The sequence below is a fragment of the Pedobacter sp. UBA5917 genome, assembly GCF_002432345.1.
Lineage (GTDB): Bacteria > Bacteroidota > Bacteroidia > Sphingobacteriales > Sphingobacteriaceae > Pedobacter.
The window spans coordinates 1-18,756 of the sequence record NZ_DJDT01000034.1; the positions used below are offsets into that span (position 1 = coordinate 1).

Annotated in this window: 8 protein-coding genes and 1 pseudogene; 3 read left to right on the top strand and 6 right to left on the bottom strand. The window is 40.5% G+C overall.

The window, feature by feature from the left end; genetic code table 11:
* Window positions 1–534, top strand: a pseudogene (locus tag B2V92_RS02340) (carboxypeptidase-like regulatory domain-containing protein); the annotation flags it as partial.
* A gap of 707 nt (window positions 535–1,241) precedes the next feature.
* On the top strand, window positions 1,242–2,480 hold the full coding sequence (locus B2V92_RS02345; protein ID WP_293304484.1) for a carboxypeptidase-like regulatory domain-containing protein: 1,239 nt from the start codon (window positions 1,242–1,244) through the stop codon (window positions 2,478–2,480).
* 104 nt (window positions 2,481–2,584) lie between these two features.
* Here B2V92_RS02345 and B2V92_RS02350 read toward each other — a convergent pair whose 3' ends face one another.
* From B2V92_RS02350 to B2V92_RS02375, 6 genes are all read right to left on the bottom strand, one after another.
* Window positions 2,585–4,606: a fibronectin type III domain-containing protein gene (locus B2V92_RS02350; protein WP_293304486.1), complete on the bottom strand. Its 2,022-nt coding sequence runs from the start codon at window positions 4,604–4,606 to the stop codon at window positions 2,585–2,587.
* Window positions 4,606–11,565 (bottom strand): hypothetical protein, encoded by a 6,960-nt coding sequence (locus B2V92_RS02355; RefSeq protein ID WP_293304488.1) that lies wholly within the window; start codon window positions 11,563–11,565, stop codon window positions 4,606–4,608. Before B2V92_RS02355 ends, B2V92_RS02350 begins: the two co-directional genes overlap by 1 nt.
* Before the next feature lie 10 nt (window positions 11,566–11,575).
* Entirely contained in the window at window positions 11,576–13,261 is a 1,686-nt protein-coding gene (locus B2V92_RS02360; RefSeq protein WP_293304490.1) for a hypothetical protein, read from the bottom strand.
* Window positions 13,262–13,486: 225 nt separating this feature from the next.
* Window positions 13,487–14,086: a hypothetical protein gene (locus B2V92_RS02365; RefSeq protein WP_293304492.1), complete on the bottom strand. Its 600-nt coding sequence runs from the start codon at window positions 14,084–14,086 to the stop codon at window positions 13,487–13,489.
* A gap of 222 nt (window positions 14,087–14,308) precedes the next feature.
* Window positions 14,309–16,429, bottom strand: a complete 2,121-nt coding sequence (locus tag B2V92_RS02370) for a tetratricopeptide repeat-containing sensor histidine kinase (protein WP_293304494.1) — start codon at window positions 16,427–16,429, stop codon at window positions 14,309–14,311.
* Between the two features lie 18 nt (window positions 16,430–16,447).
* Entirely contained in the window at window positions 16,448–17,179 is a 732-nt protein-coding gene (locus tag B2V92_RS02375; RefSeq protein ID WP_293304495.1) for a LytR/AlgR family response regulator transcription factor, read from the bottom strand.
* A gap of 120 nt (window positions 17,180–17,299) precedes the next feature.
* On the opposite strand from B2V92_RS02375, the gene B2V92_RS02380 reads away from it, so the two are divergent.
* Complete coding sequence (locus B2V92_RS02380; protein WP_293304496.1) at window positions 17,300–18,367, top strand: PA0069 family radical SAM protein; 1,068 nt, start codon at window positions 17,300–17,302, stop codon at window positions 18,365–18,367.
* Window positions 18,368–18,756: the final 389 nt, after the last annotated feature.

Genomic DNA, 18,756 nt, shown 5'->3' on the forward strand with positions numbered 1-18,756 from the left:
GAAGAAGGTTTTATCATCAACAAACTCATCACAAAAGAAAATCCTGATAAACCATCAGATAGTATCATTAATGCCAATATTAAACGCCTAACAAAAGCACAAACGGGTTTAACCAGGCCTTTAACCCTTACTGTAGGCGACTCTTTAAGTTATTGGCTAAGAAAGAAAAACATGCCTGGCGCCATATCTATTTTAAGCCGTGCCCCTATTACGCAGGATACCCTGGTACATGTAAAGAATGAAAGCATAAAAAGCATCAACTTTACCGATAAACTTTATGTGGTTTACATCAAAGAGCGCGAAGATCCTGCATACGCCAACCGGATCGGTTTATCAATTGCCAGGCCGTTGGATATGCCCGATTATCAAATTTCGACCATCAGTTTGCAGCTTGCACCGGTATATTTTTACGAAAATGGTTCGATTTACAACCCACGGTCTATGATTTATTCTGGTTACTGGGCCTGGGAAAAAATTGCCGATAGCGTACCCATGGATTATTTGTTACCAGTTAATGTCGAAGGGAAAAAGTAGGGAGGATATAGAAGCTTTATAAAAGCACAATTGCAGAATGCTAAGCTTTTTATTTTTTTTGAAAAGCAGTTACAGTGCTATTCGGTTTAAACCATCCCGCCCTTCGTTACAAATCCTCGCCCTCATGCTTCGGGCTGTGGGTTTTTCACTGCGGTCGGGTTTAGTTGGCAGGGGTTGTGATATAAAGAGGGCCATCATCTTATTCCGATAGCTCTCGGAAGAAACGCTACTTATACCGATTTTACATCGGTAGTGGAATGGAGAGATCTATCCCTCTCTGGTCTTAGCGTCTCGCTAAGACCTTAGCAAAAGACAGACCTAATTGTTTAAAATATGGAATGTCGTAGCGAGACGCTACGACTAGAGTATAGTTTTATAACAAAATGCATAAACGGACCTTGCTTCGAAGAACAAGCCACTGTTAATTAAACCCGATAGAGCGGGTAGCCCGCAGTGAAGCGCAGCGTAATGAGGACTACAAGCGATAGCGGGGCTGCTACAGCCATGAAAAACAGAGCTTCCCGTTTCCAAATCGAAAACGGCCACTATGATGAGACTGTATCTATTTGTTATAAATGATCCTCATAAAGATCCTTCATTGCATTCAGGATGAAAGCCTTCATGAACGATACATGCCAAATGTTAAATTTGTTAAAAATCTTTTGCGTTTTTGATAAATATTAAGCCTTTTAATTACATTCGTCTCCATGATTAAAAGCCTTTTAGTAGCCCTTATACTGATCATTCTGGGTACTAATGTCGATGCTCAAAACACCTTCTCGATCAGTGGCCTGGTTCGGGATCAGAAAGACGGATTGCCCGGCGCAAGCATTTATTTAAGTGGTTATAAAATTGCTACGGTGGCCGATAACGACGGGCGCTTTAAATTAACAAACCTAAAACCGGGCAGTTACGATATCCTTGTTCAACTGGTGGGCTATCTCCCCTACTCTAAAAGTGTAATCATTTCGGATAAATCGGTACAGGTAGAACTGGTATTGAAAGAAAATGTAGCCCAACTGGATGAAGTGGTGATCAGGGCCGACCCTAACAGGCAAAAATACATCAACCAGTTTAAAGAATTTTTCATTGGGAAAACACCCAATGCAACGCAGTGCAAAATATTAAATCCACAGGTTTTAAATGTAGATTTTGATGTAACCAAAAGTACTTTAACCGTTTCTACTACCGAATTTTTAGTGGTTGAAAACAAGGCTTTGGGTTATCGCCTCAAATATATGCTCGATCATTTTGAGTACAACTCACGTACGCACATTATTTATTATTCCGGTCACCCGTTTTTTGAAGAGCTTAAAGCTTCTGCAGCGAAAAAGAAAAAATATATTGCTGCCCGTGAAATAGCTTACTATGGCTCTTCGCAGCACTTTTTCCGTTCGCTTTATGCCAACAAAACACAGGAAGAAGGTTTTATCATCAACAAAATGATCAAAATCCCTAATCCGAACCGTTATCCACAGTATGTTATCAATACCAATTTAGAAAAGATTAAAGCTGTACCGGAGAAAACAGGTATCAGGCAAACGAAAGGAAAAATAGACACCGCCCTACTTGCCTTTTGGACGAAACAGCAGGAAATGCCCAAAACCATCGATAAGTTTTCGAGAGCAGATGTACTAACCGATACCTTGGTGCATTATTATAACCAGAACTTAAAATACCTGAGTTATACCGATGCGTTACTGATCCAATATACCAAAGAAAAAGAATCGCTTGCTTATTCTAAAACAGGTTTCTGGATTTTCAGGCCATTGGATGTACCGGAAAATGAGATTTCAGTAGCCAATTTAACCGGCGAAGGTGTACGTTTTTATGAAAATGGAGGCATTTACGATTCGCGATCGCTGCTTTACGAAGGTTACTGGGCATACGAAAAGGTAGCTGATATGGTACCGATGGATTATGTGCCGTTGGCTAAAAGTAATTAGGATAATTTTCGATCGGTGAAACACCGACCGATAGACAAAGACAAAAAACAACACCCCGTCCTGCGGACACTCCTTTAAAAGAGGGGAATTAAATGCCGCATTAATTACTTAAAAGATAAAAATGTTTGGTTGGAAGGAACAGAAGTATTTCCGTTGTTTGCCAATGATACCACATAATAATAATTTACCTTTTCTTTTTCGAAACCCTTATCAATAAAATTAGCCTGCCCCTTACTGCTTCCTATTTTAACCGGCTCGCTTCCTCTGGTAAATCTATAAATTTCATAAGCAGATATTTCGCTCTGAGATGGTTGCCAAAACAATTCTATTGCACTTTTATCAACATTAAATGAAGATTTTAATGATGAAGGCGGATAAACCATCGTTAGGAAATCGGTCTGGATTTCGTTGCTTGCTTCACTTTCCTTATCAGATATACTTACCGAAGTTATTTTATAAAACAGATCCTGCCCGTTAACCATTAACGAATCTGTAAAAGTTGTTTTATCTGCATTGATTAAGGATCTATTGATCTTAACATATTGTTTATCCCCAATTTTACGGTATACGTTAAAGCCTGATATATTGGTATTCCGGGCATTTTGCTGCCAGAATATCCTCACTGTTTTTTTATCCTTCTGAAAATCCAGTAACAACGGAGCCGATAAGTTTGTTGTTTTTGCCTCCTGTTTTAAATAAACCGTTTTAGAAAAACTGCTCTGTACATTGCTCATGGTTTCGGCAGCAACGGCATAACCTGTTAATCCGCTGTTGTTTTTAGCGGTATCGATAAAGCTATATTTACCTTCCAATTTCCTATCGAGGTAAACAAAAGTATCAATAGGTACCAGTTCGCCATCGAGTTGGCTGGTGCGGAAAACCTTATAGCCACGGTTCCCGAGGTTGTAATCCTGCCATGAAATTTTATTACCTTTTTCTGTTTTAATCACCTCTACATATAAAGGTGCATCGGGTTTTTCGGCATTTTGCATCAGTGCGTATGCTTTGGTACTCCTTTCGGAAGAACGGCCCAACTGATCGCTGATGATGAGATAGTAATAATACTTTTTGCCCGGAATAATGCTCTTATCCTCATAAAATGCCTGATTGGTTGAGGCCAGATACGAATAACCATCTTCGTAACTTTCTGAACGGTAAATTTTAACCATGCTGATCAGTTCGGGTTTAATAAAACCCCACGAAAGATTGATCTGCTTTTTTACACTATCGATAACGGCCACAAAAGCTTTCGGGATAAGCATTTTTTGCGAAATAGAATTTACCGATAAGGTATCAGAAACAACTTTTGCAGCACCACCAAAACGGTTTACTGGTGTTACCGTATATTGATAGAGCGCATCGGCACGGGCATTATCGTCTATCAAACTGTAGAAAACACTGTCCCTTGCCTGTTCTATGCTGTACATTAATTCTATCCTTTTAAAATCTTTATCACCTTCTCCTTTTCTCTTAATCAATAATGCCTGCGGCGCTTCCGTACCTACTTTTGCAGCAAAAGATAACCTGAAGACACCTCCAATTACCTCGCGTTTATTGACTTTGGGTTTATTGATAGCCAGCATACCCAGGTTTTTCGATACCGGCTGCGAAATGTATTTACCATATTCAGAACCATCACGTTTGAGCTGTACCACACGGTATTGATAATTATTGGAAAGGTTTGCAGTGGTATCAACCAACAAAACCTTAAAACCAATGGCCAGATGCTGCTGGGTAAGGTACACCGATAACGAATCGTAACGGAATGTTTTCTGGTAAACCGGCCAAACATCATCAATGTTATAAGCATTTTCGGCCTTATATTCGTAAGCTTTTCTCTTACCATCTTCTATACTGTTAGCCAGCTCATTATAGTTTGCCGGAGAGGCAAAAGTTTGTATGGCCTGCCAATTGGCTTCTGTAGCCAGTTTACGGTCGAGCCTGAAACCCACCACTTCACCATCGGGATGTGCTGCCGACGCAGGTTTAAATAAATTATAGATGTAATTGCCTTTATAACCGCTAAAGGCAACTTTTGCTTCCTTTTTTTGTGCGGCTACCGCCAATGGAAGGATCAGGGCAAATATATAGATCAGTTTTTTCATCATCTGTATTTTTAAAATCATTACAATTCGGATAATCCTTTAAAGTGGAAATATGGTTTTGCATCGGTTACTTCGGCGCTTAAACCCAAAACCAATGTTTTGTTCAGGCTCTTTTTAAAACATGGTATCGGACTGCAGATATCAAAGAAACCGGCATCTACGCATGGCGTTTCGCAATCGCTATCGCAGATCCCGCCACCCACATAAGCTTCGCCCTGCAGGGTAAATTTCAGGCCGGCATCCAACAACAAACGTTGTCCGACCGGGGCAAAAGGAACCAGTTTACCGCTCACGTCGGCGTGCACATCGGCATGGAGATTAATCCCCACACAGGCCAAACCGATACTGGCACCCACGCCAAGTTTTACAAAGGCACCCAACCTTGCACCAATGGCGAGGCTTAAATCTTCTTTTTTAAGACTAAAACCAGCATTGTAATATAGGTTACCGTATATGCCATGCGTTAAACTGGCATGCGCAACGGGATCGAGGTTTAAATTAAATGTTGGGATAATCGGGATCGGAATATCGGTTGACATGACCATCAAAATACCTTTTACCGACTTAAAATTATTGTCAAAATTGGTCGGGATATCGTTATCCTTAAAGTGTTTGTGCAGCGATGCCATCTGCTCGGGTGTTAAAGTAGCATCGCCCAACATAATACCTGCCGCCGCCTGGTTAAAAGGCGTATTTTTAATATTATTGGCTAAACAGTTACTGAACACGTACCATTTAGAGCTGCTTACCTTAAGATCGATATCCATGGTAAGATCTGCAAAATCAGTATTCTGTTGCATACTGGCCGAACCTACCAGTGCTTTTTCTTTAAAATCGTAGGTAAAGTTGATGCCCTTCATACCAGCGGCATCCATATTCTGCACCCCTATTTTACTATCGTTGGCTACAATGTCTCCTTTTATGGTAAAGTTGACTTTGCTATCCGCAGCATTTACCCCATCAGAACCGGCCATGTTACCACTGAAAGCAAAATTATTCCAAACTTTATTAGCCAGCTTCATTTCTCCCGCAGCATTATCCAAATAATTTTTATCCTGCAGGTTGCCCGATAAATAAACCCTTTGCGGCGTAGGTGTATTTTCAGGGATATGCAAACGGGTTTCTTTTAAGCTTTTATCCAGCTGTACATTTATTTTGTATAAACTCGAAGGATCTTTATCCTTTAAATTTCCAACCAGTTTCAATTTACCATTGGTAAACTCCTGTCCTTCGGTTAAAAAATCTACCCTGATTCCGTTTGCATCCAAGTTCAGGTTCTTAAACGGTATATCGTGCACATGTACAAACTGGTTATTTACTACTTTATATTTCAGATCGTACACCACATTGCCCAAACCGTTCAGGTTCGGAATATTCATATCCAGATTTCCGCGAAAAACGATAGAAAGCAGGTCGCCAAAAACCGAATAAGGTTTAAAGCTAGAGATGCTGTTCAGGGTAACCGCAGCTTGGTTTTCGGTCAACAGGATCCGCGTATCATTCGGATCGCCGGTATCGTATAAGTTGATGTTGTTGATCAGGATTTTATCCCCAGAGTTTAAATCTGGCAAACCGGTTAATGAGGCCAAAGCCGAAGATTGCGAATTGGCCAAAATAGCAACAGACCATGCTCCTTTTTCTTTAGAATAACCTTTATCAAAACCAAAGCTCGTCATTACCTCGCTTGCATTGATTTTAACCGGGAATTTATTGAGGAGCGTGAGTTCTTTCACATCGAAATTTCCAAAACCGATTGCCTTTGGCGTCATTTTTAGTTTGGTAAAAGGAATACTCAAGCCTAAAGCATTCAGGTTACCTTCGCCCGTAAAGCCTGCTTTTGATAAATACCAGGTATTAAATTCGAGCTGCCAGTCTCTTAATTTAATTTTTAAAGGCGATTGATTGGTGAACCAAACCGTATTGTAACCAATATTGAATGTTCCTTTAAGGGCTGCATCTTTATCTGCCACATTGGCCAAATTGGTGGCTACGGTAGCTTTTGCGCTAATACCCGCGCTGCTTACCAATACTTTATCGTCAGGTTTTACTGTAAAATCATCAACCATATAGAATACGGGGCGCCTGCGCGATAAGGTAGAAACCAATAAATTATCGCCGGTAACATCCGAACTTCCAGTAGAGAAAGTGCTCAATACGTTTGCTTTTGTAGCATTGCCGACTGCACCCGATGGGATATATTCGGTATCCATTTTATTGAGGTAAAGGTAATTTCCTTCGCCCTGCGTACCTGCAACGTTAGAGAATACGCCCGCCGAAAGTGACGAAGGATCTAAAGAAACCCTGCCCATAATGGAACCTGTACTGCCCGAACCCTGCAGACTTAAGCCGCCATTATCGCGAACGGCAACACTTATTTTGTTGAACAATTTGGCATCAAGCTCGTTTTCATCGAAAATAATTTCGGACAGGATATTTACTTTCGGCTTGCCCAGCGTTTTTTGTCCTTTAATCAGTTCTTCGGCAACTTTAACCTTAACATCTTTAAAACGCAGCCATTGATCATTGCTTTCCAAAGTCAGGTTCGAGACACCTGCTTTACCCTGTGGATTTAACCTGCCCGAAGCCAGGTAACTGCCATCGTTAAGTTTGCCCAAACCGGTTAACTCTATCGGGAAACCGTACAGGTTATCAACAGGAAAAGCGGAAGCATCGGTAAATTTAAAATAGAGTGTTTTGGGTGAGTTGGTCAATACTACCTGATCCTGACCGACAAAACCTTTTTGCGAAGCACCGATTGTTAACCACTTATTTGCAGGTATTTTACTCAGGGTTGATCCCAGCCCAACCGCGCGTTTGGTAAAAATATATTCGTCTTCATCCAAACCATCAATCACCATGTGGTAATCGATAAGATCTACCTTTCTATTGCCATTCATGGTACTGGCGAAACAGGTAAGTGTTACGGCCGGTTCTACATAAACGGTAACATTTACCGCTTTGGTCATATCAGATTTGACCTGCGTTTTGGCGATGGTAAAATTCCCCGTTGGCACCACTTTAATATCAAACTGACTGCCAGCAGAAGCAAACTCGAGCACATTAACCACATTACCATTGCTCATAAATTTTTCTATGCCCGGCGTTTCTTTAATATTGGTTACGTAAACATTGGCGGCTACACTTTTTTGCGAAATTTTATCGATTACCGTTACGCCGATGCTGTGCATATTGCTGTTAACAACCAGCGTAATATTGGTTGATTTTTTAGGATCGATGGTGAGCTCGGAAACGGTTGTTTTATAGGTGGCCAGATCGCCGGGGATTACGGTAAACTTAACCTTACCCTTTGGCGATTTTAAATACGCCATTGATGTCTGCCCGATTTTATAGGTATCGGCCCAACTAAAATCATCGCCTACCACTATCCGTGCAGGCACACTTTTTCCGTAATTATCAACTACAATTGCATTAAGCTCGATCGGGAGATCGAGATATACCTTACCCAGATTGGCCCTGCGGCCTTTGGTAATCGGAATACCGCCTTCAATCGGTTTGTAAGTGGTAATAAAACCCGCTTTGGTAAGCCTTAACATTTTGCCTTTGGTGCGGTTGATGATGTTATCATAAAAATCATCAAATAAAAATCGGCCATTGGTGCCGGTAATCTGCACATCGATAGGTTGTTTGCTATTAAAGTATTTTTCGAAAGCTTCGTAGCTCGAATTTGCCAGGATATCAATGTTCGACATATTGAACAACTCTACTTTTACCCCCGAGAGTACAGAAGTTGCCGTATTGCTGTAAGGATAAACGGCCCCATCGATATATGGTTTTTGCGGCACAACGGTTACGTACTGGCCATTGCCGGTATATTTAGAATCCAACACCTGGGTAGCATCAGCAAAAGTCTGTTGCCCGAATGAGCCAAGGGTAAAAATGCTCCAGAATTTCATTACGCCCGTTAACGGAAATGCTTCTTCTGTTAAATAATTATCGTTGCTGGTGCTAATGGGTTCGGCCAGTATAAAATACTGATCGCTTAAATCTTCAGAAGGAAGTACCAAACGGTTAAAGCTGAAAATACCTTCATTGCCAAGCGTGGTTTTATCAAGGATATCGTATTCCTTACCGTCAACATTTTTATAGGTATTCTTAAAATAATCTTTGCTATTCGGATCACCCTCATTTACCGGGATGGTTTTAGGCTTCACATTTTTTAAACGGCACAGGTATACCTGCATAAATGTGGCAGGAGTTGGTACACCGTCTTTCTTATACATTAAACGCGAGGTAAATTTAAACTGCCTCACTACGGCTGTCATGTCGGGCAACTGGATATTCTCGTTCTGGTTGTAGGCAACAAATGTTGGTTCGGAAGCATAATAAGGATCATCAACCAGAATCACCATGTTTTTGCCACCGTCGGCATTAAAGGCATCGTAGTTGAGCAGGCCCAGATCGAACTGGTAAGCACCATTTTTACCAACGGTAGTGGTAGCTACCTTTTTTTGTTCCAATAAATCGCTCCCTTTATCTTCGATCAAACTTTTTGTGGTAAGGTAACCTTTAACCAGTGTAAGCTTGGTACCTTCGGGCAGTGGCAGCGGCGTATTTACTTTGCCATAAGCATCTTTCCATTTGTACAGGTAACGGCCCGCAATGGTCATACTGAGGTATTTTGGTCCTAATATTACATTTTCGGTAATATTGTTTGCCTTAAAAACGGTGCTTTCGAAACCAACGGTTTTTCTATTGCTGTTAGCCACATTCTCGGGGCTGAAATACAGGGCATTCTGTTCATCATCGGGTTCAAAATAAACCACATAGGGAGCCGTAGTACCGTTTACTTCAGCTACCAGCCTTTTAAAATTAACCGCAAGGGCAGCATTTGCATTCACCTCACCGGTTACCGCAGTCGAGCCCACCACACTGTAGGTACTGTGCCCGTAATTGTATTTTTGTTTATTACCTGGGTAGTTAAAAAGCGATTTCGAAATGGTAAGTACATCTTTTGTTTGCCCCACCAGGTTCTCTACCTCCCCTTTAACCAGGTTTTTTTCAGCTTTTAACACATACATTTTACCTTTATAATTACGCTGTACTTTGGTGTTAAAGCTTACATTAAGTTTGTAATCGTAAATCTGCACCACATCTTCGTTAAGCGCAACACTGGTTCTGTTCGGTGTAGGATAAATAAACCAGTTCGGATCGCTAAAGCGCGTATCGTTAACCTGCACCACAATACCTTCCACCAATGCTTTTCTCGCTGATGAGCCCTGGGTATACACATTACTATCGATCACCTTAAAATTATGTTTTGAAATGGGCACTTTCAGGTCGAAATTTCCCATATCGTCGGTTTGTCCCGCAGCAATAGGTGTTACCGATGCCACTTTAACCTGATTACTGTAGGTTTTACGCAGATCGGTAAGCGTAGGGATACTGTCTACCTCTTCGGTATAAACCTTTGGTAGGCCATTTTCGGTTACCTTAACACTGTGTTTCACCCTGAAAACCGGCACCAACAATTTGATCCTCAAAGCCTGGATATTGGTTTTGCCAAGCGCATAACCTGCTTCGGCTTCTGTGTAGGTTAAATTTGGGTTATTAGCACGTTGCAGGGTTTTTAAATTGTAGGCACCAAGATCATCGTAGTAGCGGTATTTTAACCTGCCCGCCAGTTGTATGCTATAATCGGCGGCAACCTTTGCATATTGTACGGCGAAATTCTGCACGTTCGATTTTGTTCCTGTTGCCGGGTGTTCTACATACCATTCGTAATTGTTCTGGTCTTTGATAAAACCGGCGATAACCGACGAATTTTTATAACTGATGGTTTTTGCATTTACATTCACCACCAGCTCTTCTGCAGGCACCACTTTACTTTTCGCATTTGCCAGTTTATCGGTTTTCTCTTTCGCCAGTTCCTGGGCCGTTTTTACGCGTGTAATGTGCAATCTGAATAAACCCGCATTAAAGCCAAGATTCGAAATAGAATTCAATCCACCTAAAGAAACCGGATCGTTGCCTGCAGAATTATCTTTAAACGTCCAGCTAAAAGCAAGTTTATTGGCATCATCAACCTTTTGGTTCGCTTTTGGCAGTTCTAAGGTTAAAATGGAAGCCACTTTGATTTCTTCGCCGTACCTGAACTGAAAAGCCTGACTAACGCCATCATTTTTGAAGGTTGTTTTACCTGTCGGATCAATCGCTTTTACACGCCAGGCATAACGTTTACCTACTTTTAAAGGTGGATCGGACGGTGACAAAACATAAGACAAACTACTTACCGTTTTATTAACCAAAGGAAAAGAGGTCGAATTTAATACTTGGTTTGGGTCGGCATTATTTAAAGGCATTTCGGCAACCTGTAATAAGTATTGTGTACCCATAGGGATAAAGCCGGCATTGATCCAGTTAAAAACCACACTTTGCGGCGTAGTGGCAAGAACACTGAGATTAGCAGCCGGACTAACAGGAATAGGTGCATCAGGATAAGCAATGGTGATGCTGGTACAGCCCAATGGTGCCGTTGATGATAATACCTGATTGCTATTTACATCAACCGCCTGGATACAAAAAGAATAATTGCCTTCGGGTAAACGTGAGGAAACAATCAGCCTGGTTTTGTCGATCCCTGAAACATTCAGGTTATTTAAATCGAAAATATCTTTAATTGATAAACCATTTAATTGTTTGGTTTCGTTGGGGTTTAAAACCAATGGCTGCAAAGGAACATAATTGGGCTTTGTAGAAATTTTGATCCCGTTATCACCTTCCAGCTGTCCGGTTAACTTAACTGTTAAAGCCCTTGGGGTAAGATTCTGTACCACAAGCAGTACTTTACCCGCATTGGCTCCTGCATAATCGGCATAATAAGGGGAATACGGTGGAATTACGTTAACGGTAACATTTACCGATTGGGCGAAAAGCCCCTTTGTAACTGCAGATAATAAAATTACCAACAGGATAACCGGTATATTTTTATAAAACTTAAGCAATGCTGTAAAATTCTTCATGGCGCTATATTTAAAATGTATGTACTAAGCCAACATTTGTTCGTAACTCGTTAAACGATGGCAGTGTGATATCTTTTGAGTTGCTTTTGAGGTAATTAAGGGAGATATTGGCGGCATCGCGTTTACCGATGCGGTAAGAACCATTTAGATTAGAACTGAAAATAGTTCCGGCATCAATATCATTGTTCCGCTGGAGCTGGTAACTGGCAGAAAGGTTTAAACCGAGCTTTCCTTTATCAATGGCCTGACTAATACCCAGCGTAGGTCCATAAAATATCGACCTTCCAAAAGCTACATCCGCCAGGGTATAATTGATATTGAAGTTGGCACCAAAAGCTTTTTTGGGCAAACCGAACTGATACGAAAAATTACCTGTTTTACTGTTCGATTTACTATTGGGAGCGGTAAATTCGTTCAGATCGACCAATGATTGGATATTGCCCACCAAAACAAAACCATGCGAAACAGTTTCGCCATTAATATTATACCTAAAAACAGAACTGAGGTTATGGTTGGTCCGCGAGACCCTTAACACATCCAGAACGGGATTTAAGCCCCTATCCTGTGTAATACCGAAATTGGTATAACGCAGATCAATACCATACTCAGGTTTGTTGAATGAAATATTTGCCGATCCGATTTTGCGGTTAGAACGAACAGCTTTATCACCCAATAAATTATCGTTCTGTAAGCCAAAACTTCCGCTGATCTGTAACTGGCTTTTAAATAGCCTCAAAGCTGTTTCGATGGTATAATTCTGAACATCTGTTTCAAAATAATAAGCGCCCATGCTTTTATAATCAGGGTCTACCCTTCTGTATTTCAACTTTATGCTGTATAAATTTGCATTATAGCCCAAACTGGTCTGTCCGGCGGTTAACAATTGCGTGGAGGAATTTAAGGGAACAATTTTCCGGAGGAAATCAACTTTATCCAATGTGGCGTTATGGATGGTATCCGACTGCACATTGCGGGTATAAATACTCCCCGATACATCAATATCGAACACAAAATGTTTCAGGAAACTGAATTTGGAAGAAATACCCAGCACCATATTCTCGGCAGGTGTAATGAGTAAAGATGTAGGTTTTGCAGCAAGCGAGTTTACATCATCTTTCCCTTTTAAAAAGATAATATCAAAATGGTTCCGCTCGGTACCTACCCCTACCCGCGCACTGTAGGCTGTTCTTTTATAAGCTGGTTGCTGCGCGAGCGCCAAAGGCTGGTTTACATCTTCTTCAATCGCTTTGTTAAACCGTCCGTAAATAAATCCGAACCTTAATTTGCCGGGATTAAGTTCTACTCCGCCACCTAAAAAATTATGGCCCGCAAGTGTAAAAGGAGAAAATTCCAAACTCCTCCAACCTGCGTGTACGGTTATCCACTTATATGTTGGGCTGATACCATATTGATTAAAAGGCTGTGTATAACTTCGCTGCTGATCGCTAACCACAACAGAAAATGGAAATGAAACCCCATAAATTGATAAAGTGGGTGCGCCGTTAAATACATAAGAGTATGCCCTTTGCCTGGCCGGAATGCCATTAACATTATAGGTTCCAAAGCCTAAGCCCAACGAGCCATTTAATACAACGGGTTTTTGTTTGGCAATTTCGCCCAAATCCTGTGCAGCGCCGGATAGCGCAAACAACAGTAATGTGAACAAGGTTAATAATAAGGATGGTAAGCGTTTCATAATTTGTTTTTTAAAGGGATTACTTAGCTGTAATCCATTGTTGGTTCTTCATTTTTTCAGGTACCGTTAATCAGCACTAACTTTTTATAAGTTGGAAATAGGGTCATGGTTAATGTTTGGTTATAAACTGAATTTGAAATTAGCCCAACCTTTATCGCTTTAACTTTTCTAATCGATGAACGTCTGCTTATAATCGGTAAAGGGAATTTTCAGTGAAATGACCTTTTAAAATGCAGGACTCATTGAATTCGGTCGGAATATTACCCTAAACTTTCCTTCGGTAAATTTTGTAGACCTTTCGGGATTGCTTTGGTAAACAGCGTACATGCTGGGTGTAAAAGTTCCTTCGATTACATAAGCCGCCTTGTTGGTTTTATCTATTTTAGTAACCTGCACCGTATTTTCCTGAATGGGGATTTCTAAGGTTACGCTGGCCAGTTCCTTATCGGAGCTTTTTGCTTCGGGGTAAAAGAAAACACCGCTTAACATGCCATTATCATTTCGTGTTGACGGATATTTACCAACGGTAAGACCTTTTGCCGAATGGAAAGAAAGGTCCATCCGCGATCCGTCTGCAGCTTCGGCAAAAATGGAAAACTGATGCCCCAGTTCCTTGTAACTTAAATTGTATTCTTTAAACTCTTTTGATGGGAATGCTTCCCAAAGCTTGCCGTTAATCTTTACCGAAAAATATTCTTTGGCAGCTCCATTATCGCTTAACGGCGACGCGCTTTTGGCAGTTTCGGTACAGGAGAAAAAGATTGAAGCCAGGAAAAGGCTAATGATAAAACTTATTCCTGTTTTGAGGTTTGATTGATTGATCATAGCTTAAGTATTTTTACATAAACCTAGGTTTAAGTGTAAAAAGAGCCTGCTATTAATCTATAAACGGATGGAAATAATCGGTGGAGGGAAATGATGGATAATATTTTTTGCTTATGTCGTCACCCCGAATTTATTTCGGGGTCTATCATGCATAAAAGATGCTGATCCCGAAAATTCGGGACAGCATGACGATCGCATTAGAAGGGGAGTAAAAAACGGCAATTAATTAAAAGTAATCCTTACCTGGGTTACCTCATTACTACTCGAAATACTTAAATCAGCATTTAGTTTTTTAAGCAGATCCTTTACAATCATCAAACCATAACCTGATGATTTACTCTGTACGTTCGAACTGTTGAGCAACAACGCTATTTTATCTTCCGGAATCATGTTTCCTGCATTGCTAATAGACAGATATTTTTGGCCATTTTCGTTTATACCAGAAAATAAGCACAGTTGGGTACCGCTATGGGCATTGTTGATTGCATTTTGCAAAAGATTCCTTAATACAATGGTTAAAATATTCTCATCGCTATCCAAATCATCAACATCTCCAGTTTTCATCTCTAGTTTGAGGTTTTTAGCGTCAATCTGTGTAGCCAACATCGAAACCGTATTTTCGAACAACTCCTCTATATCAATAATATCGTGGTCAGTTTCGAAATTCTCCATCTGGCTTTTAGACCATAGTAACAGGTCTTCCATCGATTCGAGCAGATCCCTTGATGAGCTGATCAGCTTTTGCTGGTGTTTGTTCTTTTCCTCTTCCGAAAGTTGTGCAGCACTTTGCTGGATTTTTAAAAAGGTAAACAACTGACTAACCGGCGACCTTAAATCGTGTGATATAATGCTGAACAGTTTGGCTTTGGTTTGGTTGGCATTGGCAAGCTGGCTGTTCGTAATATCGAGCTGTTGGTTCTTTTTATCGAGTAAAAGATTGGCCTTCTGTTTATTTTTATAGATCATATAAATCAGCGAGAGGGCGATGAGCGAAATCAGTGCTGTTCCGCCCAAAAGCCAGCGGATATTTTTTTCCTGTTTTAACTGCAGGTTTTTGGTCTCGTTCTCGCGGTTCAAGACCCCTATTTTTTGCTGTTTAACTTCATTTTGGAAACGCGCTTCCATCTCGATTATATTTTTCGAAATAGATTCGGTTTTCAGTGAATCAGTGTACTTCGCATACAACAAGATGTGCTTATAAGCATCATTTTCTAAATTCTCTTTCTTTTCTGCAGTAGCCAGATTGAGGTACAATGTGGCAATAACAGCTTTGTGTTTAAAGTAAATGGCCAAAGGCAATGCTTCTTTATAATATTTAATCGCCCTTTTACTATCGCCCTGTTTCAGAAAAAGATCAGCCAGTGCATTTTTCACCAGATAATAATCTTCCTTTTCTTTACTGATTGTCGCATTTTTTTCTGCCCCGAAAAGTATTTTTCCTGCCTGATCCAATTTTTCCTTAGTGGTAAACATTTTACCTAATTCTACCTGCGCATCGATCAAAATGGTATAATCACCGCTTTTTTCGACCGATTTTTTTAAAACACCGTAATAAACCAGTGCCGAATCTACTTTATTTAACGATAAATAGGAGGTGATCAGATCTTTATAGGCCGTTTCCAAACCTTCGTTATAATTGCTCAGATAGCCTATCGATTCTTTAAAATAAGCAAGGCTTTCGTCGGCCCGGTTCAGATTCTGGTAAATTTCGCCCACGGCCAGATAACCTACACCAATATTTGAACGGGATGCCGAATTGTTATCCCTGGCATAATCTATTTTGAGGTACTTAATGTATTCAATGTATCGAGGCAGGGCCTTTTCGAACATGCCCGAATTGAGGTAATATTCGCCCAAAACGATATTTGCCCCGATCTGGATTTCTTTATCTTTATCCACACTGGCAATTTCAATTAATTCGCTCCTCGCCTCATCGCCCTTTTTTAGCCATTGTTTGTTATCATATAACCCGGCCAAACGCCGCAAAGCCAAAACAATCCTCGAATTGTTCCTCGCTTTTTCTGCATATTTCTTCGAAATTTCATAATAATGGATAGCGCTATCTATCTTATAGGTAGACTCATAACCGCCAGCCAAATGGAAATTAAAGATGGATTTATATAAAAAATTATCGGAAGCTGTCATATTTATCCCCCTAATCGCCGCTTTGATCAGTTCGGGGTAGTTTTCTTTTCCGGTAGGAATACCTTTCAGCTTATCGCAGTAAATATTCCACTCATTCAGCTTTTTATTGGATGCGACCGCATCTTGTGCAAAAGTTTGCCTGCTATTTATCCAAACCAGCAAAATCAATATGCCAAATGTGATTTCCCGTATTTTCATTATACAGCTCTTAATCCTTTAATTATAAAATTGCTGGCCGTTTTTAAATATATCTTTTAAAGCCTTGTGGTATGTTTTGCCTATTGGGAGTGCGTTGGCTCCTATTGCAACTGTTTTTGTATCAAGCTTGCTCACTTTATTCCGGGCAATTACATAACTGCGGTGGATCCTTACAAACTTGCCCTCTGGTAAGCAGTCCATAAATTTAGAAAGCGTAGTTAACGTTAAATGAACCTTTTTTTCGGTTACAATTTTGGTATAATCGCCAAAAGCTTCGAGAAAGAGGATTTCGGCAGCATTTAAATTGATCGTACTAAGTCCGTCTTTAAACACCACCTGTTCGTTTTTAAAAAGCACATCATAAGCCTCTGCTTTACTTTTGAGCTCGATAAAATCTATCAAACGCCTGATACAGCTTTCGAAGCGATCGCTTTCTAACGGTTTCAAAATAAAATCGAAAACTTTTAGCTGAAAACCATCCAGGGCATATTCGGGATGTGAGGATATAATGATATTGATGGCGTTGCTATCATTTATAGTTTTAATAAACTCAAGGCCGTTGATATCGGGCATGTCGATATCAATAAATACCACATCAGGCTGGTTGGTATTGAAAAAAGCCAATGCCTCAACACAGTTACTAAAACTGCCCATCAGTTTCAAAACAGTAGAATTAACAACTTCATTTTCAACAGCTTTTCTGTCCAGTTCACAATCATCGATGATTATACAGGATAATAGGGCATTCATCTAAATAGTTTATTTGGTGCATAAACATAACAAAAAAAATACAATAATCGGCTGATTTAAAATCTGATAAAAGATTTCAACATTCCACTATTTTACTAAAAATATTAGTAATTTTATTTCATGATCGGCGGAGAAGAAAAACAGTATTTTAAGGGACGTGGTGCACAGGTTAATCCACACAACAGGTTTTTAAAGGATGTTTACGTTAAAGAACACGATGAAGGGATAGACGATTGGGAAGAAAGCGATCGTAAAACTTCATTTATCTTCGAAAACTCAAAAACCATTGTTAATAAGGTTGATAGTCCGGATGTAGGCATGGCTTATTCACTTAACCCATACCAGGGCTGCGAACATGGCTGTACTTATTGTTATGCCCGCAATTCGCACCAATACTGGGGCTACAGCGCAGGGATCGAATTTGAAAGAAAAATAATCGTAAAAAAGGATGCCCCTGCCCTGTTCAAAAAGTTTTTGGAGAAAAAAGGCTGGGATGCCACCACTATTTCACTCTCCGGCAATACCGATTGTTATCAACCGGCAGAAAGAAAGTTTAAACTTACCCGTCAGCTGCTCGAAATTGCCTTGGCCTACAAACAGCCCATTGGCATGATTACCAAAAATTCTTTAATCCTCCGCGACCAGGATATTTTGCAGGAAATGGCCAAATTAAACCTCTGTATGGTATATGTTTCTATTAACAGTTTGAACGAAGACCTGCGACAGGTAATGGAGCCGCGCACCACAACCGCCAAACAGCGCTTAAAAGTGGTAGAAGAATTAAGCAAAGCCGGAATACCCATGGGTGTAATGGTGGCACCTTTGGTACCTGGATTGAGCGACCACGAAATTCCGAAAATTTTAAAAGCCATTGCCAATGCAGGGGCCATTAAAGCGGGTTATACCGTAGTACGCTTAAATGGTGCCATCGGGCAGATATTTGAAGATTGGCTGAGAAAAAACTTTCCCGACCGCTTTGATAAGGTTTGGCATGCGATACAAAGCTGCCATGGCGGTAATGTTAACGACAGCCGTTTTGGCGACCGCATGCGTGGTGATGGAAATATTTCGCAAATGATAAGGGATAACTTTAAACTGCACTGCCGTTTAAACGGCTTAAATGTAAAAGATATTATTTTAGACCACACATTGTTCAAAATACCGAGCAACCAGGTGAGTCTGTTTTAAACCATGTTGGTCCCGATTTGCAATCCTACTGTGAGGATACATTTTTTTAAGGCGTTATTGCTAGCTTACTTTGAAAACCAAACAGGTTTTACCGAAGAACGGCCGTCAATCCCAAGTGCTGGGCTGTCAAAAAAACAATTGCAAAATAGAATAATTGGCAGTACCAAACCTAAAACGCAGTGGTTTTGTGCAGATTTCGCAAAAAATTTACTCTCTCCAACGCTTACTGCACAAAACAAAGTGCCGCTGTTTTTTTGATGTGAGATGGATTTGTGTGGAAGCACCTTGCTGGATTGACAAAGCGCTTTGGGTACTTTGGCGCTCCAAAATGCGAAGCATTCTTGAACACAATTAAAAACAATATTAACTGTGAAAAACTACCATGCCCC